This is a genomic window from Nocardia concava NBRC 100430, from assembly GCF_000308815.1.
In the GTDB taxonomy this organism is placed as follows: Bacteria; Actinomycetota; Actinomycetes; order Mycobacteriales; family Mycobacteriaceae; genus Nocardia; species Nocardia concava.
In genome coordinates this window covers 60,813-81,053 of sequence record NZ_BAFX01000123.1, presented here as the reverse complement: position 1 = coordinate 81,053, position 20,241 = coordinate 60,813, and the positions used below count along the sequence as shown (strand labels likewise).

Genomic DNA, 20,241 nt, shown 5'->3' with positions numbered 1-20,241 from the left:
GTCTGGGACAGTTGTAGCGCATCTGACAGCGAAGCAGGAGGCGAATTCGATGACGGCTGGCGAGGGGCCGAGGCCGGCGCGGGCGCGCATGACCGGGACCCAGCGGCGTCAGCAGCTCATCGAGATCGGGCGGGCGCTGTTCGCGGAGCGCGGGTACGACGCCACCTCGATAGAGGAGATCGCGGCGCGGGCGCAGGTGTCGAAACCGGTGGTGTACGAGCACTTCGGCGGCAAGGAAGGGTTGTACGCGGTCGTGGTCGACCGCGAGATGTCGACCTTGCTGGAGATGATCACCGCCTCACTCACCCAGAACCGGTCGCGGGTGCGGCTCGAACAGGTGGCGCTGGCGTTGCTCACCTATATGGAGGAGCGCACCGACGGCTTCCGGATCCTCATGCGCGATCAGCCGGTGTCGGCGGCGGAGGGCACGTACTCGAGCCTGCTGAACGAGGCCGTGAATCAGGTGGCGCACATACTCGCCGGCGATTTCGAACGTCGCGGCCTGGACCCCACCCTGGCGACGCTCTACGGGCAGGCGCTGGTGGGAATGGTTGCGACGGCGGCGACCTGGTGGCTGGACGAGCGCCAGCCCTCCAAGGAAGTGGTGGCCGCGCACCTGGTGAATCTGTGCTGGAACGGGCTCACGCATTTGGAGGCGGATCCGAAGCTGGCGTCGGAATGGCCGAGCGGCAAGGGGTTATAGAACCCTGCGGTCTGAATTTTGGTCTGATATGTCTGTCTAAGCGGGGCAGAACTGGACAGTTAACCAGCGAATTGCGAAGGAGGACGGGCCGAATGCTCGAATCGGCTGGCAGCGCGCAGCCGGGTGGTACGGTTCACCCATCCTTCGAGTGCTGTTCGAACTGTGATGTCGGTCAACTTCGGGATATCGGTCTACTTCAGGATGGCTGGTTTGATGACAGGCGGATCTGATGGCTAGGCAAGCGCGTGCGGAGATCACTCGCGATTCCGTGCTCGCGGGTGCGGCCGATGTCTTTCTGCGACTGGGCTACGCGAACGCGTCCCTCTCGGAGATCATCGCGCAGTCGAATGTGACCAAGGGCGCCTTGTACTTTCACTTCGGCTCCAAGGAAGAACTGGCCCGCGCCGTCGTGGATCAGGGCAACGAGCGACTGATCAGCGCATGTCAGGGATTCTTCGATCCGCGGGTGCCCGCGCTGGAGGCGTGCATCGGGATCACCTACGTGGTGGCCGATCTGACGATGAACGATCCGATGGTCGGGGCGATGCTCAAACTCACCCACCAGATCGGCGACTACCGCGGGGCGACCGGCGACAATATCGCCAAGACGTGGGGTGAGACGCACCGTTTGCTCGCCGAACGCGCCATCACCCAAGGCGATTTGAAGCCCGACCTCGACCCGGAAACCATCGGCCTGCTCCTCCAGGAGATGACCACCGGCGTCCACATCGTCGCCGTCAGCACCGAATCCATCGACCAGATGGCGACCCGCATGGAACGCGCCTGGTACTTCCTCCTCCCCTCGATCGTGCCCGAGGAGAAGGTGGCGTACTTCCGCGAATTCGCGGCCCGCCGCCTGCGCCGCTACGTGCAATAACGAGATCCAACTCTCGGGACTCTCAGGGGCAAGCCCCTGAAACCCCAAGGGCGGGATGGCTGGAACCTGGGGCGTGGCGTCGGGAATCTCAGGGGCTCGCGCCGGTGACCCCGGGCTTCGCTGCGGCTCATTTGCCCTTCAGTTTGCGCCAGCCGCCCGCGCGGTTGTTGGCGATGATCTGGCGGAACATGGCGAGAAGGGCCGGGGCGTTGAGGGTTTCGCCCTCCTGGACGGCGATCATGCGGGCGGTCTTGTTGTCGTGGCCGCCGGTGATGATGCCGTCGGGGTCGGGCACGATCGCGCCGTCGTAGAGGAAGATGTCGACGGCCTTCTTGGTCGAGAGCAGCGCGCAGATATTGCCGTCGAGGACGAAGTAGGGCTGGACGGTGCGCTTGATGGTCTCCTCCACGGCCGGGTCGGCCTCGTGCACGAGGTCGCGGACCTGGCGGCAGATGGCCTGTTGCCAGTCGGGCAGGGCGTCGATGTAGGCGTCCACCCGCGCATCGGTCGCATAGGACATCCCGCCATCAAAGCACGGTCGCGCGGGCCGCGGGGTGAACCCGGTGCCTGCGTATGCCAGGGGACAACTGATTTGGTGGCGATCGGGGTAACTCCCTGGGTACGTCCAAGATTGGTTCGGCACCCGACCGCCGGCACGGATGAGGGACTGTCGACGGCTCTTAGCCGCCCGCTGAAGTCGCGGGGAGGCGGGGGAGCCTAGACTCGAACGGCCGTCTGAAACGCTGATCTGCGCCGAGGAGTCTGCCCCATGACCACCCATCGTCCACCTCTGGCTGGCCTGGCTGCGGTGGCGGGTGCCGACGCTGCCCTCGAGCAGGTCAGGAGCCTGATCGGGCGGGAGTCGGCGATGTTGGTCGCGCCTTCGGCGGTGCGGCCGTTCGTGGCGTCGACGATTGCCGGGCAGCGGCCGTTGCTGGTGGTGACGGCGACCGGGCGGGAGGCCGATGATCTTGCTGTCGAGCTGACCGAGATCCTCGGCGACACCGTCGCGCTGTTCCCGTCCTGGGAGACACTGCCGCACGAGCGGCTGTCGCCGGGCGCGGACACCGTGGGCCGGCGGTTGCAGGTTTTGCGGCGGCTGGCGCATCCGGAGGATCCGGGATTCGCGGGGCCGCTGCGGGTGGTGGTCACCACGGTGCGCTCGCTCATGCAGCCGATGGCGGCGGGGCTGGGGGAGATCCAGCCCATCGTGCTGACCAAGGGCGCGGAGTTCGACTTCGACGAATTGCTCTCGCGGCTGGTGGAATTCGCCTACGAGCGGGTCGACATGGTCGGCAAGCGCGGCGAGTTCGCGGTACGCGGCGGCATCCTGGACCTCTTCCCGCCGACGGCGGATCATCCGGTGCGCGTGGAGTTCTGGGGCGACGAGGTCGCCGAACTGCGCGCCTTCTCGGTGCAGGACCAGCGCTCCATCCACGAGGTGCCCATCGACCTGGTGGTCGCGCCGCCCTGCCGGGAACTGTTGCTCACCACCGCACTTCGCGAACGCGCCGCCCAGGTCGCCGCCGAGAACGCGGCCGACGCCGCCCTGGTCGAGATGCTGGAGAAGATCTCCGAGGGCATCCCGGTGGAGGGCATGGAGGCGCTGCTGCCGGTACTGCAGCCGGGTGAGCTGCAGCTGCTGGTGGATGTGCTGCCCGCGGAAACCCATGTGCTGCTGTGCGATCCGGAGAAGGTCCGCACCCGCGCGGCCGATCTGGTGCGCACCGGTGAGGAGTTCCTGGAGGCGTCGTGGACGGCGGCCTCCTTCGGCGGGGCCGCGCCGCTGGGCGCGCACGGCCTGGATCTGGCCGCGTCCGGCTACCGGGGTCTGGACGTGGTGCACGCCGACGCCGACCGGCGCGGGCTGCCGTGGTGGACGCTGAGCCCGCTGGCCGCCGACCATCCCGACGAGATCGCGCTGCCGGTGCTGGCCGCCGCCTCCGCGCGCGGGTCCGAGGAACTGGTCGCCACCATCTTCGCCTCGCTGCGCGCGCACGTCGCCACCGGCGGCCGCGCCGTCATCGTGGTGGCCGGACACGGTACGGCGCAACGCATTCTGGAGCGCCTCGCCGACGCCGAGGTGCCCGCCGCGACCCTCGAGGCGGGCGCCGAACCGGTGCCCGGACTGGTCGGCGTGCTGTGCGGTTCGCTGCACGACGGCATCGTGTTCGACGACGCCAAGCTGGTGGTGATCGCGGAATCCGATCTCACCGGCAACCGGGTCACCGCGCCCGGCGAGGGCAAGAAGCTGCCCGCGAAGCGGCGCAACCAGGTCGATCCGCTGGCGCTGACCGCGGGCGACATGGTGGTGCACGATCAGCACGGCATCGGCCGCTTCGTGGAGATGATCGAGCGCACCATCGCGGGGGCGCGGCGCGAGTACCTGGTCATCGAGTACGCGCCGAGCAAGCGTGGGCAGCCGGGCGATCGCCTGTTCGTGCCGATGGATTCGCTGGATCAGCTCTCGCGCTATGTCGGCGGCGAGATGCCGTCGCTGTCCAAGCTGGGCGGCTCCGACTGGGCGAATACGAAACGCAAGGCGCGCAAGGCGGTTCGCGAGATCGCCACCGAGCTGGTGCAGCTCTACGCCGCCCGGCAGGCCGCGCCCGGCCACGCCTTCGCGCCCGACACGCCGTGGCAGCAGGAGATGGAGGACGCCTTCGCGTTCACCGAGACCGTCGACCAGCTCTCGGCCATCGCCGAGGTGAAATCCGATATGGAGAAGGCGGTCCCGATGGACCGCGTCATCTGCGGCGACGTCGGCTACGGCAAGACCGAGATCGCGGTGCGCGCGGCCTTCAAGGCGGTACAGGACGGCAAGCAGGTCGCCGTGCTGGTGCCGACCACGCTGCTGGCGCAACAGCATCTGCAGACCTTCACCGAGCGGATGGCCGGATTCCCGGTGGTGGTGAAGGGGCTGTCGCGCTTCACCGATCCCGCCGAATCGCGGGAGATCCTGGAGGGCATGACCACCAAGGACGTCGACATCGTGGTGGGCACGCACCGCCTGCTGCAGACCGGCGTGCGGTGGAAGGACCTGGGACTGGTCATCATCGACGAGGAGCAGCGCTTCGGCGTCGAGCACAAGGAGCACATCAAGGCGCTGCGCACGCACGTGGACGTTTTGACCATGTCCGCCACGCCGATTCCGCGCACCCTGGAGATGTCGCTGGCCGGCATCCGCGAGATGTCGACCATCCTGACCCCGCCCGAGGAACGCCATCCGGTGCTCACCTATGTGGGCGCGTACAACGACAAGCAGGTCGCCGCGGCCGTGCGCCGTGAGCTGCTGCGCGACGGCCAGGTATTCTACGTGCACAACCGGGTGGCCTCGATCGACAAGGCGGCCAAGCGGATTCGCGACCTCGTGCCGGAGGCACGGGTAGTGGTCGCGCACGGGCAGATGAACGAGGACATGCTCGAGAAGACCGTGCAGGGCTTCTGGGAGCGCGAATTCGACGTGCTGGTCTGCACCACCATCATCGAGACCGGCCTCGACATCTCCAATGCCAACACGCTGATCGTGGAACGCGCCGACGCCCTGGGCCTTTCGCAGCTGCACCAGCTCCGCGGCCGCGTCGGCCGTTCCCGCGAGCGCGGCTACGCCTACTTCCTGTACCCGCCGGAGAAGCCGCTCACCGAGACCGCCTACGACCGGCTCGCCACCATCTCCCAGAACTCGGATCTGGGTGCGGGCATGGCGGTCGCCATGAAGGACCTCGAGATTCGCGGCGCGGGCAACGTGCTGGGCGCCGAACAGTCCGGCCATGTCGCGGGCGTCGGCTTCGACCTGTACGTGCGCCTGGTCGGCGAGGCGGTGGAGGCCTACCGCGCCGCCGCCGACGGCCGCCCGATCACGGTGGACGAGGAGGTCAAGGAGGTCCGCATCGACCTCCCCGTCGACGCCCACATCCCGCCCGACTACATCGCCTCCGACCGCCTACGCCTGGAGGGCTACCGCAAACTCGCCGCCGCCCAGGATGATTCGGCCCTGTCCGCGGTCATCGAGGAACTCGTCGACCGCTACGGCCCGCTCCCGGTCGAGGTGGCACGCCTGGTCTCGGTGGCCAAGCTGCGCCTGCTGGCCCGCCAGTACGCCATCGCCGAAATCGGCGTCACCGGAACCACATTGAAGGTGTCCCCGCTCCAACTGCCCGACTCCAAGCAGATGCGCCTCAAGCGCCTCTACCCCAACGCCACCTACCGCGCCGCCACCGGCATCGTCCAACTCCCGCTCCCGCGCGTCGAGGACAGCGTCGGTGCGGCTCGGGTCCGCGACGTCCAGGTCCTCCAGTTCGTCGCCGATCTCCTCCTCGCCCTGGACGGAAAGGCCCCGGGCGCAGTCGATGTCAGGGTCGCACCCGAGGTGATGGCCGACCGATGACATCCGGTGAGGATCTCTCGACCGAGTCCGCGGTGGATACCGCGCGCATGACCGAGGCGCTGGGCGAGGCGGTCGAGGTGATGGATCGGCTGTGGAGCTTCGGGGGCTGGGAGGTCACGCAGACGCACGATTCGCTGCGGCCCTACCTGCTCGAGGAGACCTACGAGCTGCTCGATGCCATTCAGGCCGAGGATGCGGAGACGATCAAGGAGGAGCTGGGGGATCTGCTGTTGCAGGTGCTGTTCCACTCCCGGATCGCCGAGGCCGCAGGGGAATTCACGGTCGGGGAGGTGGCGGCGGCGCTGGTGGCCAAGCTGGTGCACCGGAGCCCGCATCTGATCGGGCACGGCGACTCCGGCGAATACGGCATCGATCCGGACGCGGCGGTGGCCGACAAGATCGCGGCGCAGGAAAAGGCTTGGGAGGAGCGGAAATCCGCCGAGAAGGCGCGCCGCTCCTGCCTGGACGGCATCGCGATGGCCCAGCCCGCGCTGGCACTGGCGGAGAAGGTTCGCTCACGAGGTATCAAGGCCGGTTTACCGGAGGATTTGATTCCGGACGATCTGCGTGTCGTGCGGCTCGGCGGGCCCGACAGCGCCGAAGAACGGTTGCGGAAGGCCACTCTCGAATTCGCCGGTCGGATTCGCGCCGCCGAGGACGCCGCCGAATTCGCGCGCGGTGAGCGGCGGGCGCTGGACGCGGCGGACTGGCGCGCGTACTGGCATAGCGGAACCGGTGCCGGGCGATAACGGCGGTGTTGCCTTCGGCTCGTTTCGGCTAGCGTCTTGGGGGTGCAAGCTTCGGGGCGCGAATCGATCACCGAGTACTACCCGCCGAAAGCGGGTGCGATCGGCGCGCTGGTCTTCTTTCTCGTGATGACCGCGCTGCCCGGGTTCGTGGTGTTCGACGGTCAGGAACACGTGGTGCTGCGGGTGCTGGGCGGATTCGCCATGGCGTTGTTCGGTTTCGGGGTGTACGCCATGCTCGACGACCTGATCCGCCCGCAGCCCACCCTGGTGATCACCGATCACGGCTTCACCTACCGCGGCTACCCGCACGTGGCGTGGAGCGAAGTCGTGCGCCTGCGCCTGGGCATCGGACGACTGCGCAAGGGCGGCCGCGAGGAGAAATTCGCCGAGGTGGTGCTGCGCGATCCCGGCGAATTCCGCGACCGCGTCCACGCTCTCGGCGATGCCGCCGCCCGCAAGAACATCGACCGCCCGCTCTACATCGTCCCCGAGCGCCTACCCGTCCCGGTGCCCGCCGTGGTCGAGGTCATGCGCGAGCACCATCCCGATCTGGCGGTCGGCGCACCCGGCGACGAACCCGCCGACCCGCCGCCCAGCAGTCCCCGCTCCGCCGATCGCGACATGGTCGAAAGCGCCTTGGTCAGCGCCCTCACCGACGCCCTACCCGTGGACTGGCACCTGGCGGTCCTCTGGTTCTCCCTGGTCGGCGACGACGGCCACGCCGGCATCCAAATGGAACCCACCGAGCCCGAGGCCGACGACCTCCAGCCCTCCGAGGAGGTCCTCATGCTCCTCAATCGCCTCAAGGAAGTCTGCTACGACCAGATGACCGGCACCTGGCTCTCCGGTCAGGTCCTCCTCCGCGCCGACTCCTCCCGAGCCGAATTCACCCTCTCCTTCAAGGAGATCCCCGACTGGCTCCCCATCCCCGAGCCGGACGAATGCCGCCGCGAACTGGCCACCTACCCCCGAGCCGGCGACGAAATCCCCACCTGGCTCCGCCAGCGCATCTCGTGACCGGCCCGGGGTCTACTGCCTAAATAGCTCGTGACCTGTAGGGATTGTCGAGAACGGTTGGGGTGCTGGCGACCTCGAGGACATGGGCCGGAAAATTCGATCCGGCGGTGTAGAACCGGGCTCGGGTTCTGCCGACCGGCTCGAGTACGCCCAGTGACACCAGATCGCGTAGATCGCGTTGCGCCTGCTGCAGACTCAACCCTTCGGCCTGCTCGTATCGGGTGCGACGGACTCGGCCGGACATCGCGACGTCATGCAGTGCGCTGACGAATCGTTCATCGAGGCGGATCCCCGCGACGTAGTCATCGAGCATCGCCCACACCGAGCCGGAGCGGACCCAGCGCGCATGGACGGTTTGAGCCTGCTGGTGATAAGCGGTCAGGTTGAACCGAATCCACTCGGACACATCCTGATCCGGCTGGTAGGTGCTGCCCTTGCGGTTGAGCACCTGGTAGTACTCCCACGTGTTGCCCGGCCTGCCGAGCCACGCCTCGATCGACGAAAACTCAGGTGCGAGAACCCCTTCGCGCGCGATCAGCAGTGTTTGCAGGGATCGGGACATGCGCCCGTTGCCGTCCGCCCAGGGGTGAACGCAGACGAGGTGCAGATGTGCCATCGCCGCGCGGACGAGTGGAGGAGATTCGTCATCGGTGTTCAGCCACTCGATCAACTCATCCATCAGGGCGGGTACCTGCCCGGCATCCGGTGCGGTGTACGCGACGGTGGTCGGGTCGCGTGTATCGGTCACGTAGACCGGGCCGCGCCGCCACCGCCCGGCCGGGCGGCGCTCGGAGTGCCGGTGTCCCTGCAGCATCCAGTGCAATGCGTTGAGAACGCTGTTGTCGTAGCTGAAGCTGCGGTCGTCGCCACACAGTCGGATGTAGCCCATCATCTGGGAGTAGGCGAGTGTCTCGTCCTTGTTCTCGTCGGGAGTGTCGACGTCTCGGTCGCCTGCGATCAGGTCGGCCACGTCGACGGTGGGGACGTTGAAACCCTCGATCGAGTTCGATGCGGCAATCGAGTCCGCAACGAGGAACTCGCGTAGCCGCTGTACCCATTTGTCGGAATTCAACCGAAGCCGATGACGCAGTTCAGTTCGCATCCGATCCACATCGGCAAGGACACGGGTGTCGGCTGCGGTCAGGGTAGGTGTCCGGAACAGCGTGATGGTCGCTACTCCTCCGCGAGGTAGCGCTCCACGGATTCGACCTTGGACTTCATCGCGTCGGTGACGCCCGGGCGGATGTCGGCCTTGAGGACGAGGCTGCAGCGCGGGGCCACGGCGAGGATGGCGTCGGTGGCCTGTTTGACGACGGCCATGACCTCGTCCCATTCACCCTCGAGAGTGGTGAACATGGCGTTGGTTTCGTTGGGGAGGCCGCTGGCTCGGACGATGCGGACCGCTTCGGCGACGGCGCGGCCGACGTCCGCGCCGACGCCGAGCGGGGGTGACCGAGAAGGCGACGATCACACGTTCACGCCGTAGTCGCGGGCGATGCCGGCCAGGCCGGAGGCGTAGCCCTGGCCGATGGCGCGGAACTTCCATTCCGGGCCGTGGCGGTAGAGCTCGCCGAAGACCATGGCGGTTTCGGTGGAGGCGTCCTCGGTGAGGTCGAAGCGGGCCAGTTCGGAGCCGGTGGCCGCGTCGATCACGCGGATGTAGGCGTTGCGGACCTGACCGAAGGACTGGCGGCGGACATCGGCCTCGTGAATGGAGACGGGGAAGAAGATATTGGTGATGGTCGGCGGCATGGCGGCCAGGTCGACATTGATCACCTCGTCGTCCCCGTCGCCCGCACCGGTGAGGTTGTCACCGGTGTGCTCGATGGTGCCCTCGGGGGAGCGCAGGTTGTTGTAGAAGATGAAGTGCGCGTCGGACAGCACACGCTGGTTGGATCCGCAGGCCAGCGCGCTGGCGTCGAGGTCGTAATCGGCGCCGGTGGTGGTGCGCACGTCCCAGCCCAGCGCCACCGAGACCTTGGTCAGATTCGGGGCTTGTTTGGACAGCGAAACGTTTCCGCCCTTGGCCAAGCTGACAGACACGCGGTCTCCTTCGATACTCAGTTCTGATCGGCCGCCATGGCTTTGAGTACGGCGACCCGTTTCTCCAGATAGCGTAGTTCGGTGTCGTCGAGGACGGTGCGTTGAATTCCCGAGGCCACCGCGAACGCGGACTGCCGGTGATCGTCGATCGCCGCGACGTTCAATTCCACCGCGACATAATCGTCGGCGCCCGGCAGCGGATCGGCGATCACCCGCGCTGCGCCCCGCGCGCACAGCGCGACATTGCCGCCGCCCAGGATCAGCAGCGCCACCTCGGGCCGCTCCCGCAGCCGCGCCAGCGAACCGCGATCGGACTTGAGGCTGAGCAGGATTCGACGGTCTCCGGCGCGCACCGGCCACGAGACCGGAATCGCGTGCGGTGCCGGATCGGTGGTCACCAGCACGGCGATGGTGTCGAGCGGCCAGTCGGGTAGGGCGTCCAATTCGGGGTGGTCTTGCGCTGTCGAGTGGTCATCGGGCTCTGCCATTGTCGAGGGCTCCTGACGTTCCCGCGCTTCGGCTACCATCCGCGTCACCTCACCATTGACTCCCGCACAGCGGGCTGGACTGTGCTGTCGCAAGTGTATGCCGTTGCCGCGCTGGCCCGCTGGCCTCCGAAACGGGCCCGCGGCCCGTACAACCTGACCGGTTTGTCGGTAACGACTGTGAAAACATACGCGGACCTGCGGGGGAACGGATTGACGAGAAGCGATAACGGCTGCATCATTCGTTACAGTCCCTCGACTGAACGAGGTCATGCGAGTAACCGGCCGATGACCGCCCGGTGAAGCTCGTCCGCCCGGCACGGCATCTTCTGACGATGCGCGCGGTGGCGTCGACGAACGCAGAAGTTTTTCAACCGGATTCACGGCGCGGGCCGGCTCGGAGAACATCCGGGCCGGCGTCGACGCCGTGCCTCCGCGAGGGGATCGGACGTGAGGTGCAGCGCATCACGAAGTGCAGCGCGTCTTGAAGTGCAGTGCGAAGAGAGTGGAGACCGTGATGGTGGACGAGTTGGTGGGACGGGGGACCGTGGCGAATCTGGTGGTATCGAATGCGGTGATAGAGGACCTGCGCTACCTGCGGGCCGAACTGTCGCTGGCCGATGTCCCCTATCTGCTGGTCCGCGACGCCGCCCATCGGCTGATATTGGCAGTGGACAGCGGTCATCGGGCCGCGCTGCGACGGGTCCTCGGGGCCGCCGTCGTCGCCGGATTCTCCTGCAATGAGAAGCAGCACAATGTCTTCCGGCTCGGCCGCGACCTGGATCCGGCCCATCACGTCGAGGTCGAACTGTGGGAGTACCACGGCGACACCGTCGAATGCCCGCGCCCGAATGCCTTGACCCGCATGGTCTTCGACGTCGCCGACGTGGAACCCACCACCGTGCTGCTCTACGACGCCAGCTGGCCCACCCTGGCCGGCATGTTCACCCCGCACGCCACCGATGTCCCCTTCGACATCGACCTGGTGTTCTCCTGGGTGGACGGCAGCGATCCCGAATTCCGCGCCCGCCGTGCGGGAATGATGGCGCAGGTGGTGGTCGGCGAGGGCGACGAGGCCGATGCCCGCATCCGCCAGATCGACGAACTGCGTTACGCCCTGCGCTCGGTGCACAAGAACGCGCCGTGGATCCGCCGCATCTTCATCGCCACCGATTCCCGTGTCCCGGACTGGCTGGCCGACGATCCGAAGGTCACCATTGTCCGTGCGGTGGACCACTTCTCGGATATCAGCGCGCTGCCGATCTTCAATTCCCATGCGGTGGAATGCCAGTTGCAGCACATCGAGGGACTGTCGGAGCATTTCCTCTACTCCAACGACGACATGTTCTTCGCCCGCCCCGTGCGGCCGTCCATGTTCTTCACGCCCGCGGGCATCAGCCGCTACATCGAGGCGGGCACCCGAATCGGCCCCGGCGCCAACAATGAACGTCGCAGCGGCTTCGAGAACGCCGCCCGCGTGAACCGCGCGCTGCTGACCCAGCGCTTCGGCCACGTCATCACGCGTCACCTCGAGCACACCCCGGTTCCCTTGCGCCGCAGCGTGCTCCTGGAGATGGAGGAGGTCTTCGCCGAGGACTTCGCCCGCACCCGCGCCAGCCGCTTCCGCGCCGCCACCGACATCTCGGTCACCAATTCGCTCTACCACTACTACGCCCTGCTCACCGGCCGCGCGGTCCCGCAGGAGGCCGCCAAGATGCGGTACGTGGACACCACCTCGTACACGGGCCTGGCCCTGCTCGAGGGTCTGGCCAAGCGGCGCAATGTGGATTTCTTCTGCCTCAACGACGGCAGCTTCCCGGAGGTCCCGGAGGCCGAACGGGTCCGAGCCGTCTCGGAATTCCTGGAAACCTACTTCCCGGAACCGGCGCCCTGGGAGAAGCCGGAGACGATCGCGGGAACCATGACGGCATTCGAATCCGGCGCGGCCTGACGGTGGGAACGGGCGGTGGCGTGGGCCGATAGTCCGCCGTTGGAATCCGATTGGCGGCGGGACCGACTCTTGGCGCATGCAGAAGAAATTCCTCGCCGCCGCCGTTCTCGCCGCCGCGTCGACCGCCACCATCCTCGGCGCCGGGTCCGCCTCCGCCGACAACGTCCAGCAGATCTACTTCGCCTACGGCACCGACAACGGGTACGTGAGCGGCCATGTGCAGGGCTTCGGCCACGACACCTACCAGGTCGACGCCCGCGGCGGTCAGGTCATGATCGTCGAGGCGAGCCCGAACTGGTCGGACGCGGTCGTCACCATCACCGGGCCCACCGGGACCCTGTCCTACCAGCGGCAGTGGTCGCGGGTCGTGCTGCCGGTCAACGGTTCCTACCAGCTGAAGGTCACCTCGCCCAGCCACGCCACCATCGACTACGGCATGAGCGTCAAGATCGACTGAATCCCGCTGCCCCGAAAATTCCTCTGCCCGAACCGGAAAGGAGCGCACCCATGGGGTGCGCTCCTTCGTCACGTCCGGCTCGCTACACGGGCGGTTGCTCGAGCGATGCGGTGAAGGCGTCGGAGGTGAACGGGCGGCCCAGGAAATCCGCCACCAGATCGGCCGCGTCGCGGGAGCCGCCGGGGGCCAGGATGCGATCCCGATAGCGTTGCGCGACAGCGGGATCGAACAGGTCGGCGGGGTCGAACGCGGAGAACAGGTCCTTCGCGATGACCAGGCTCCAAACATAGGTGTAGTACGCGGAGGTGTAGCCCGCGAGATGACCGAACGAGGTCTGGAAGTGGGTTCCGGGCAGGGTGGCGATCGGGCTGTAGCGGTCCATGGCGGTGAAGACCGCGGCGTCGTGGTCGGCGGGTCGGTCGCGGTGCAGCCGGTAGGAGATCTCGGAGTAGCCGACCTGGGTGAGGACCGAGATCCCCTCGCCGAACCGGCGCGCCGCCCGCATGCGCTCCACCAGTTCGGGTGGAATGACCGCGCCGGTCTCGTCGACCGCGAAGGTCCCCAGAATGGTTGCGTCCCAGGCCCATTCCTCCAGCATCTGGGAGGGCGCCTCGACGAAATCCCATTCGGTGGCGACACCGGAGAACCGCGCCCAGCGCTGCCGGCCGCCGAGTACATGGTGCAGCAGATGCCCGAATTCGTGGAAGAGCGTGACGACTTCGCGGTGCTCCATCAGGCCGCGGGAGAAGTTGCAGACCAGCACGCCCTCGGGCAGCAGGCGGTCGGTGACTCCCGCGACCAGGTCGAATTGTGCTGCGTGCTTGTACTTTCCGTCGCGCGGATGCAGATCGAGGTAGATCCGGCCGAGGTGCTCGTTCTCGGAGTAGACGTCGTAGGCGGTGACGTCGTCGTGCCAGCGCGGCACCTCGACCGGGCGGTATTCCAGGCCGAACAGGCGGCCGGTGACCTCGAGCAGCCCGGCCCGGACCCGGTCGAAGGCGAAGTACCGGCGCACTTCCCGCGCGTCCACGTCGTACTGTTCGCCGCGGATCAGCTCGGTGTAGTAGGCGCTCTCGGAACGGTCGATCGCGGTGGCGCCGGGCTCGTCCTTGCGGCGACGCGCGAGCAGCAGGTCGAGATCGCGCCGACCCGCCGCATCGGCCGCCGCCGCGACCTCCTCGATGAAATCGGCGATGGCCGCGCCGTTTCCGATCATCTTGACATCGGCGTCGTAGTCGGGCCAGCCGCCGAAACCGAGCAGCCGCGCCTTCTCATCGCGCAGCTCGAGCATCTCCTGCAGCACAGCGCTGTTGGCCGGCCATCCGCGACTCTCGAATTCGAGCGTCAGCAGGCGGCGCGCCTCGGCGTCGCGGGCGTAGGTCCGGAACGGGAGGTAGTCGGGGTAATCGGTGGTGACCGTGACCGATCCGTCCGCGGCGGGCGGGTGCGCGGCGATGAAGTCGTCGGGCATCCCGTCGAGCTGCTCGGGCGCGAGCCGGACCGTGCGGACGTCCTCGCGGATGGTCCGGCCGAAATCCTGCTCCAGCACGACGAGCCGTTCGGAGATCTCCCGCAGCCGCGCCCGGGTGTCGTCGTCGCGATCCACACCGCTGCGCCGGAAGTCGCGCAGCACATGCTCGCGCATGCGTGCGGCCGCCGCGTCCAGCCCGGCCGGGGACGTCGCGGCGACGATGTCGTAGAGCGTGCGGTCGAGTTCGCGATCGGTGCGGGCCCGGTCGATCCGCTGCACCAGTTCGTCGCCGAGCTTGCGCACCTCGGGATCGGTGTGGACCTCAGCGAACAGCCCGGCGGCGGAACGCGCGCCGTTCAATGCGATATCGGCGTCGTTCCACAGGTCGAGCACGCCTATCGTGCCGGAACCGTCCCCCGCCCGGAGCCGCTCCAATATCGCTGCCGCGGAATCCAACCGGTCCTGGACGTAACCAGACAGCCACTCGGACCAGTCATCGGGCGGCAGCACAAGCGGTTCGTTCGGCATCTCCCGAATCTACCGGGGGGAAGCGCGGGCGTCTCCGGATCAGGCGTGGCCGGAGGCGATTTCGACGCTCGTCCGGTGCCGGTGAACCTTCACCGAGCTCTGGTGACCCCTCACAGAACCGTCTCGCCGTCGGACTCGGGGGCCTCGGTCCGGCGGCGGAGGACGTGTGGGATGCGGGCCGCGGGGGGTATCACGATTCCGGCGTCGGCGAGTTTGTTCGCCGCCTGCTCGGGATCCGAGGGGTTGCCGACGGTCGGCCCGGCGCCGATGGGCACCACCGAGTGGACGATGGTGTCGGGGTAGATGTGCACGTAGTTGAAGGCTTGCGCGCCGTCGCGACCGCGCTGGCCGCCTTCCGCGGCGGCCATGTCCTGGCTGTAGCAGGTGGCCGAGGCGACCGAGACCGGGATCCCGGCGAAGGTCGCGGTGCTCGAAAGATGCAGGTGCCCGGCCAGAATCGCGCGGACGTCGGTGCCGTCGAGGACGTCGGCGAGGCGGCGCTGTTCGCGTAGCTCCACCAGCACGGCCAGATCCTGCACGCAGGGGATGGGCGGGTGGTGCATGGCGAGCACGGTGCCGAAGGGCGCCGGCTCGGCGAGAACGTCACGCAGCCAGCGCAATTGCGCATCGGTGATCTCGCCCCAGTGGTGGCCGGGGACCGTGGTGTCGAGGGCGATGATGCGCAGGCCGTCGTACATGTGCACGGTGTCGAACGGTGTGCCGGAAGGCTTTTCGTCCAGCAGGTGCTCGCGTAACACGCCCCGCTCGTCGTGGTTGCCCGCGACCCACACCACGGGCGCGCCGATGCGCTCGGCCCACGGCTCGACCAGATCGCGCAGCTTGCGGTAGGCGCCCGGCTCACCTCGGTCGGTGAGGTCGCCGGTGAAGACGATGGCGGTCGGCGCGATGCGGCTGGCCTCGGCCTGGCCCAGCAGGGTGGACAGGCGCGCCTCGGCGTCGACGGCGTCGTAGAGTTCGGTGTCGGCCGCGATCAGGTGCGTGTCACTGAAGTGGAACAGCACGTGATCCGGTTTCGGATACTCGGCGACTCGCGAGATGTACACGGACATCCTCCCCGGCATTGGTGGTTGCGCCCTGGCTTGCCGATTCTGTTGACGCTCTTTGCCGATATCGTCGCCAGAATAGCGAAAGCCGTTTCTTTCAGGTTGCCCGCGTGCAGTGACGACATGCTTGCGGGAAGGTGAGATTTGGATGTCGGGCTAATGCCCGAGGCTACCGGCCAGCACCCGCGGATGTTCCTGCTCACGCACATGCAGCAGGGTGAAGTAGCGGCGCAGCATAAGGGCAGCGGTGGTGGCCAGACCGGCGGTCAGACCCCACCAGACGCCCGCCGCGCCCAGATTCGCGGGGAAGGCGAGCAGCAGCGCAGTGGGCAATCCCACAATCCAGTAGCCGACCAGGGAGAGCCGGAACCCGGCCTTGGTGTCCTTGAGCCCGCGCAGCAGACCGACGCCGATGTTCTGGGCCGCGTCGAAGAACTGCAGCACGATGGCGATCAGCAGCAGCGTGTGCGCCAGCGCGATGGTGGCCGCGTCGCTGTCGGCCAGGAACGGGCGCAGCACCCAATCCGGTGCGGCCACATAGGCGATGCCGGTGAGCCCGGCGACGAGTCCCGCGAACCGCAGAGCCAGCCAAGCGACCGATCGCGCGTGCGTGAATTCGTCCCGCGCGACCGCCTTGCTCACCAGGATCGAGGCGCCGTGCGAGAGCCCGATCGCCACCTGGAACACGATGTACACGATCTGATAGACGACATTGTGGGCGGCCAGTGCGGCCGCGCCGAGACTGCCCATGACCAGCGCCAGCACCGAGAACATGCCCGCCTCGGACCCGTAGGTGAGCGCGATCGGCGTCCCCAGCCGCAGCTCCTCCCACACCGTCGCCGCATGCACCGGCCACATCCGAAGCGGCAGTGTCGCACCGAGTTTCGTATCGCGCCGCACCATCGCCCAGAACACGCCGAAGGTGATCAGGAAGACCAGCGAGGTGGCCACGCCGACACCGGTCAACCCCAGCTCCGGCAGCCCCGCCCACCCGTGGATGAACGCCAGCGCCAGCGCCAGGTTCAACGCCACCGACCCCAGCGTCACCAGCAGTAGCGCCTGCGGCCGCTGCATTCCGACCGTGTACTGCCGCAACACCTGGAACCACAGGCACGGCACCAGCCCCGGTGCGAGTGCCACCATCATCGGCCGGGCCTCGGCCAGCACCGCGGCATCCTGCCCGAGCCACCGCAGTGCCCACCCGAGCCCGATAAGCAGTGCGCCACCGAGCAATCCGGCCAGCGTCGCGATCAGGAAACTGGACCGCACCACCGCCCGAACCTGCGCCTCGCCCCGTCGCCCCTGCTTCTCGGCCCGGCTCACCACGGTCGCCACCTGATTGCCGGTCCCGGTGATCAACCCGACGCACATGGTCCGAATCTGGTTGAACAACACCAACGCCAGCCCGCCCGCGGCCACCTCCCGCACCCCCAGCGTCCCCATCAACGCGATATTGGTGGTGGACACCGCAACCTGCGCAAGCTGAGTCAAGGCGATGGGCGTGGCCAGCGAAGTCAGCTGCCGCCCATCGGATTGCCGGTGTCGCCTATCGGATTCGTGAGGCGTGCCGCTCATTTCGCGGCGGCCCCGTCCATCTCCGCCGCCATCGCGTCGGGCACGAGGATGGTGTGCGTCCGCTCGTGCTCGCGCAGGTCCCGCTGCTGTGCGCGCATGCTCGCCAGGGCCTGCGCGACCAGGGTGGCCTGATCGGCCAGCCGCTGCCGGTGCTTCTCCAGCGCGAGGTACACGTGATCCTCACCGCCGGCCAGCAGCTCGCCGATCTCGTGCAGCGGCATGTCCACCAGATGCAGCAGGTGAATCAGCTTGGCCCGCGGTACCTGCTCATCGGCGTAGTCCTCGAGCGTCGCACCGGTGAGACCGTTCTCGATGGCGAAGGTGTCGGGCAGGGCGTAGTGCAGATGGCGCAGCACCTCGATCTCGCCCGGATCCGGCCGGTTCGGGGGCCGATGCCGCGCGAGCAGTGCGGTGACGACGTCCTCGCGCTCCTTGTCGAGCAGGTCGCGGTCGCTCATCCATTCGTCGTCGAACACGGTGTCGAGGTACTTCTCGCCGTCGTCATTGATGATGACGACCACGATCGAATGGTCGGGGAACTCGTCGAGACGGGTCAGCGCCGCGTACACCGAGCTGCCCGAGGACCCGCCGATCATCAGCCCGAGCCGCGCGGCCAGGGCCCGCGTGGTGGCGAAGGCGTCCACATCGGAGACCTTGATCCGGTCGCGCTCGTCGATGAGCCGCAGATCCCGATCGACATGCACGCCCGGCACCGCTCCCTCGGGGGTGCCCGTTCCGGACTGCCAATAGTCGTGCGCCGGACCGCCGAACGCGATCGAACCCTCCGGCTCGACCCCGACCAGTCGCGGAACGCAGCCCTGCGCCCGTAATCCCTCGGCGGTGCCGAACAGCGACCCGCCGGTGCCGACGGCCCCGACCAGAATGTCGATCTTCGCCAGATCGGTCAGCAATTCCTCCGCCAGCCCGAAATACCCGACGCCATTGGCCAGATTCTCGTGCTGCGCCGGGAAATACGCGCCGGGTCCTTCCTGCGCCGCCATCTCCGCCGCGCGTTCCTCACGCGCCGAGGTGGAGAGCCCGTCGTCCCCTTCGTCGGAAACGAATTCCAGTTCCGCGCCCATCGCCCGCATGGCGTTCAGTTTCGCGGTGCACGCGTGATGGTCCACCACCGCCGTGAAACGGTAGCCCCGCTCCCGCGCCACCACCGCGAGCCCCAAACCCGTGTTCCCCGAGGTGGATTCGATGATGTGCCCGCCCGGCCGCAGCAGCCCGCGCCGCTCGGCGTCGAGCACCATCGAGCGCGCCATCCTGATCTTCGCGGCCCCCGTCGGGTTCATCGTCTCGAGCTTCAGGAATAGCCGTGACCCGGTCGCTGCGCTGACGGCCAGCTCGAACAGAGGGGTCTGTCCGATCAACTCCGACACACGCCTGGCAATAACCGGCATCGAGGGCTTCTCCTTAAGGAAGTCGGTGGCGCATGGGGTAACGGGGGCATGGATAACGGGCATTATGGATATAGACAGTTCAGAGCTGTTTACACCGGCCGGGGGAAACGTTAGTCCACGGTTCCCGGCACTTCCAGATCCCATTCATAACTTCGCTCCGCTGAAACGTCGCGTAACACGATTTTGGGCGGAATCGGCAAGTCGTGGAATGCGGACTCGTTGGAATCCATCTGGTACCCGGCCGTATTGGGGTAAATGAGAAGATCGTCCGTCGCGGCGGCGCGGGGGAGCGGGATGCGACGCCAGCTGAGCATGTCCTCCTCGAGGCAGGAGGCGCCGCTGACGCAGGTCGGGGTGATCGAGCCCGGGTATCGGGGCCACAGCACCGGATCGGGCAGGTATTCGGAGTCGAACCATTGTTCGGAGAGGCTGAGGCTGGTGCCGTTCACGGTCAGGATCATGTAGGGGAAGCCGTGGGCGCGGCGGACCTTCACGCCCTGGACCTGGAAGACCGAGCAGCCGGCCTGGTCCAGCAGGGCGCGGCCGGGTTCGATGGCCAAACGTATTCCGGCCGAACGCAGTCGGTCGCCCAGGTTGCCGTGGGCCAGGACCGCGGCGAGCATCGAGGGGCCGGGAGTCGGGCAGTGGTACGGGTAGTAGGACTCCGGATGCGGCGCGCGGTCGCCGTGGAACCAACGCGGATTCACGCCCTCCAGGAAGGTGTCCCAGGCCTCGGCGGGCAGATAGTCGACGCCGAAGCCGCCACCGATGGAGATGGTGGCGAACGGGCGGTCCTCGCCGCGGGCCGCCAGGCAGCGGTCGATGAGCCGGTGGGCCAGCTCCGCGCGCGGCAGGAAGTCGTAGCCCTGGAGGTGAAAGCTGAAGCCCTCCAACCGGATCAGATCGGTATCGGCGAGGGTGAGGGCCAGTTCGAGCTCGGAGTCGGTCATGCCGAAGCGGCTCGTGGAGTTCGGCGGCAGCACCCGCAGCAGCACGCGGGCCGGAATGCCCAGGCTCGTGAGGCGCGCGAGTTCGTCCAGGTCGTCGATGGCGATCAGGGCGCCGTAATTGGCCGAGAGGTGCAGCAGCTGATCGGATTTGGCGGGCCCGGTGACCATCAGATCCATGCCGCGCACCCCGCCGCGCAGGGCGGACAGGAACTCGCCGGTACTGGAGACATCCACTCCCGCACCGGTTTCCGCGCACACGCGCACCACGCTCGGGGATTTGTTCGCCTTCTTGCCGTAATAGATGTCGCCCTCCACCCCGGACTCCAGGAACACCCGCTGGAAGGCGCGGATATTGGCCGCGACCCGGGGCGGATAGAGGAGGTGGAACGGGCCCGCGACGTGAGAGGCGATGTCGCGCAGCAGATTCGGGTCGGCGAGGAGCCGATGCTCCCATTCGTCGCGATGCGCGGGCATCGGGGTGGCGGTGATCTCGGAGTAGCCGGGCGGCACGGTCAGGGACTTCAACGTGTCGGTCAGAGCGTTCTCCCTCCGCTGTGGAGTACGGGAATTCTGTGCAG

At 67.5% G+C, this 20,241-nt stretch carries 15 protein-coding genes and 2 pseudogenes; 7 read left to right on the top strand and 10 right to left on the bottom strand.

What is annotated here, in order from left to right; all coding sequences use genetic code 11:
* The first annotated feature begins 88 nt into the window (after positions 1-88).
* The gene (locus ON43_RS28890; RefSeq protein WP_040812543.1) at positions 89-703 is read left to right on the top strand and encodes a TetR/AcrR family transcriptional regulator; all 615 of its coding nucleotides are present in this window, start codon (positions 89-91) and stop codon (positions 701-703) included.
* Positions 704-932: 229 nt separating this feature from the next.
* The gene (locus tag ON43_RS28885) at positions 933-1,580 is read left to right on the top strand and encodes a TetR family transcriptional regulator (RefSeq protein ID WP_040812541.1); all 648 of its coding nucleotides are present in this window, start codon (positions 933-935) and stop codon (positions 1,578-1,580) included.
* A 127-nt stretch (positions 1,581-1,707) separates the two neighbouring features.
* Here ON43_RS28885 and ON43_RS28880 read toward each other — a convergent pair whose 3' ends face one another.
* On the bottom strand, positions 1,708-2,100 hold the full coding sequence (locus ON43_RS28880; protein WP_040812540.1) for a DUF1801 domain-containing protein: 393 nt from the start codon (positions 2,098-2,100) through the stop codon (positions 1,708-1,710).
* Between the two features lie 249 nt (positions 2,101-2,349).
* Here ON43_RS28880 and mfd point away from each other — a divergent pair, with 249 nt between their 5' ends.
* From mfd to ON43_RS28865, 3 genes are read left to right on the top strand one after another with little or no spacing between them, the layout of a single operon-like run.
* Positions 2,350-5,967: a transcription-repair coupling factor gene (gene mfd, locus ON43_RS28875; RefSeq protein WP_040812539.1), complete on the top strand. Its 3,618-nt coding sequence runs from the start codon at positions 2,350-2,352 to the stop codon at positions 5,965-5,967.
* Positions 5,964-6,716 (top strand): nucleoside triphosphate pyrophosphohydrolase, encoded by a 753-nt coding sequence (locus tag ON43_RS28870; RefSeq protein ID WP_040812538.1) that lies wholly within the window; start codon positions 5,964-5,966, stop codon positions 6,714-6,716. Before mfd ends, ON43_RS28870 begins: the two co-directional genes overlap by 4 nt.
* Before the next feature lie 42 nt (positions 6,717-6,758).
* Positions 6,759-7,733: a hypothetical protein gene (locus tag ON43_RS28865; RefSeq protein WP_040812537.1), complete on the top strand. Its 975-nt coding sequence runs from the start codon at positions 6,759-6,761 to the stop codon at positions 7,731-7,733.
* Between the two features lie 19 nt (positions 7,734-7,752).
* On the opposite strand, the gene ON43_RS28860 is transcribed toward ON43_RS28865, so the two are convergent.
* The 4 genes and pseudogenes from ON43_RS28860 to ON43_RS28845 form a co-directional block, all read right to left on the bottom strand.
* Positions 7,753-8,703 (bottom strand): Fic family protein, encoded by a 951-nt coding sequence (locus ON43_RS28860; RefSeq protein WP_245568794.1) that lies wholly within the window; start codon positions 8,701-8,703, stop codon positions 7,753-7,755.
* Positions 8,704-8,906: 203 nt separating this feature from the next.
* A pseudogene (locus tag ON43_RS28855) lies at positions 8,907-9,204 on the bottom strand (MTH1187 family thiamine-binding protein).
* Positions 9,201-9,776: a TerD family protein gene (locus tag ON43_RS28850; RefSeq protein ID WP_040812536.1), complete on the bottom strand. Its 576-nt coding sequence runs from the start codon at positions 9,774-9,776 to the stop codon at positions 9,201-9,203. The pseudogene ON43_RS28855 and the gene ON43_RS28850 overlap by 4 nt, the downstream one beginning before the upstream one ends.
* 17 nt (positions 9,777-9,793) lie before the next feature.
* The gene (locus tag ON43_RS28845) at positions 9,794-10,264 is read right to left on the bottom strand and encodes a pyridoxamine 5'-phosphate oxidase family protein (RefSeq protein WP_040812535.1); all 471 of its coding nucleotides are present in this window, start codon (positions 10,262-10,264) and stop codon (positions 9,794-9,796) included.
* 514 nt (positions 10,265-10,778) lie between these two features.
* Between ON43_RS28845 and ON43_RS28840 the strand changes: the two genes are divergently transcribed.
* Both ON43_RS28840 and ON43_RS28835 read left to right on the top strand, forming a co-directional pair.
* Positions 10,779-12,212: a stealth family protein gene (locus ON43_RS28840; RefSeq protein ID WP_051179405.1), complete on the top strand. Its 1,434-nt coding sequence runs from the start codon at positions 10,779-10,781 to the stop codon at positions 12,210-12,212.
* Positions 12,213-12,288: 76 nt separating this feature from the next.
* Positions 12,289-12,669 (top strand): hypothetical protein, encoded by a 381-nt coding sequence (locus ON43_RS28835; protein ID WP_040812534.1) that lies wholly within the window; start codon positions 12,289-12,291, stop codon positions 12,667-12,669.
* An 82-nt stretch (positions 12,670-12,751) separates the two neighbouring features.
* Here ON43_RS28835 and ON43_RS28830 read toward each other — a convergent pair whose 3' ends face one another.
* From ON43_RS28830 to ON43_RS28810, 5 genes and pseudogenes are all read right to left on the bottom strand, one after another.
* Positions 12,752-14,668, bottom strand: coding sequence for a M3 family metallopeptidase (locus ON43_RS28830; RefSeq protein ID WP_040812533.1), 1,917 nt, complete (start codon positions 14,666-14,668; stop codon positions 12,752-12,754).
* 110 nt (positions 14,669-14,778) lie between these two features.
* Entirely contained in the window at positions 14,779-15,732 is a 954-nt protein-coding gene (locus ON43_RS28825; protein WP_083913811.1) for a metallophosphoesterase, read from the bottom strand.
* 156 nt (positions 15,733-15,888) lie between these two features.
* Positions 15,889-17,307, bottom strand: coding sequence for an MATE family efflux transporter (locus tag ON43_RS28820; protein ID WP_040812532.1), 1,419 nt, complete (start codon positions 17,305-17,307; stop codon positions 15,889-15,891).
* Between the two features lie 368 nt (positions 17,308-17,675).
* Positions 17,676-18,713, bottom strand: a pseudogene (locus ON43_RS28815) (PLP-dependent cysteine synthase family protein); the annotation flags it as partial.
* A gap of 110 nt (positions 18,714-18,823) precedes the next feature.
* Positions 18,824-20,188, bottom strand: coding sequence for a type III PLP-dependent enzyme domain-containing protein (locus tag ON43_RS28810; RefSeq protein ID WP_245568793.1), 1,365 nt, complete (start codon positions 20,186-20,188; stop codon positions 18,824-18,826).
* Between the last annotated feature and the right edge of the window lie 53 nt (positions 20,189-20,241).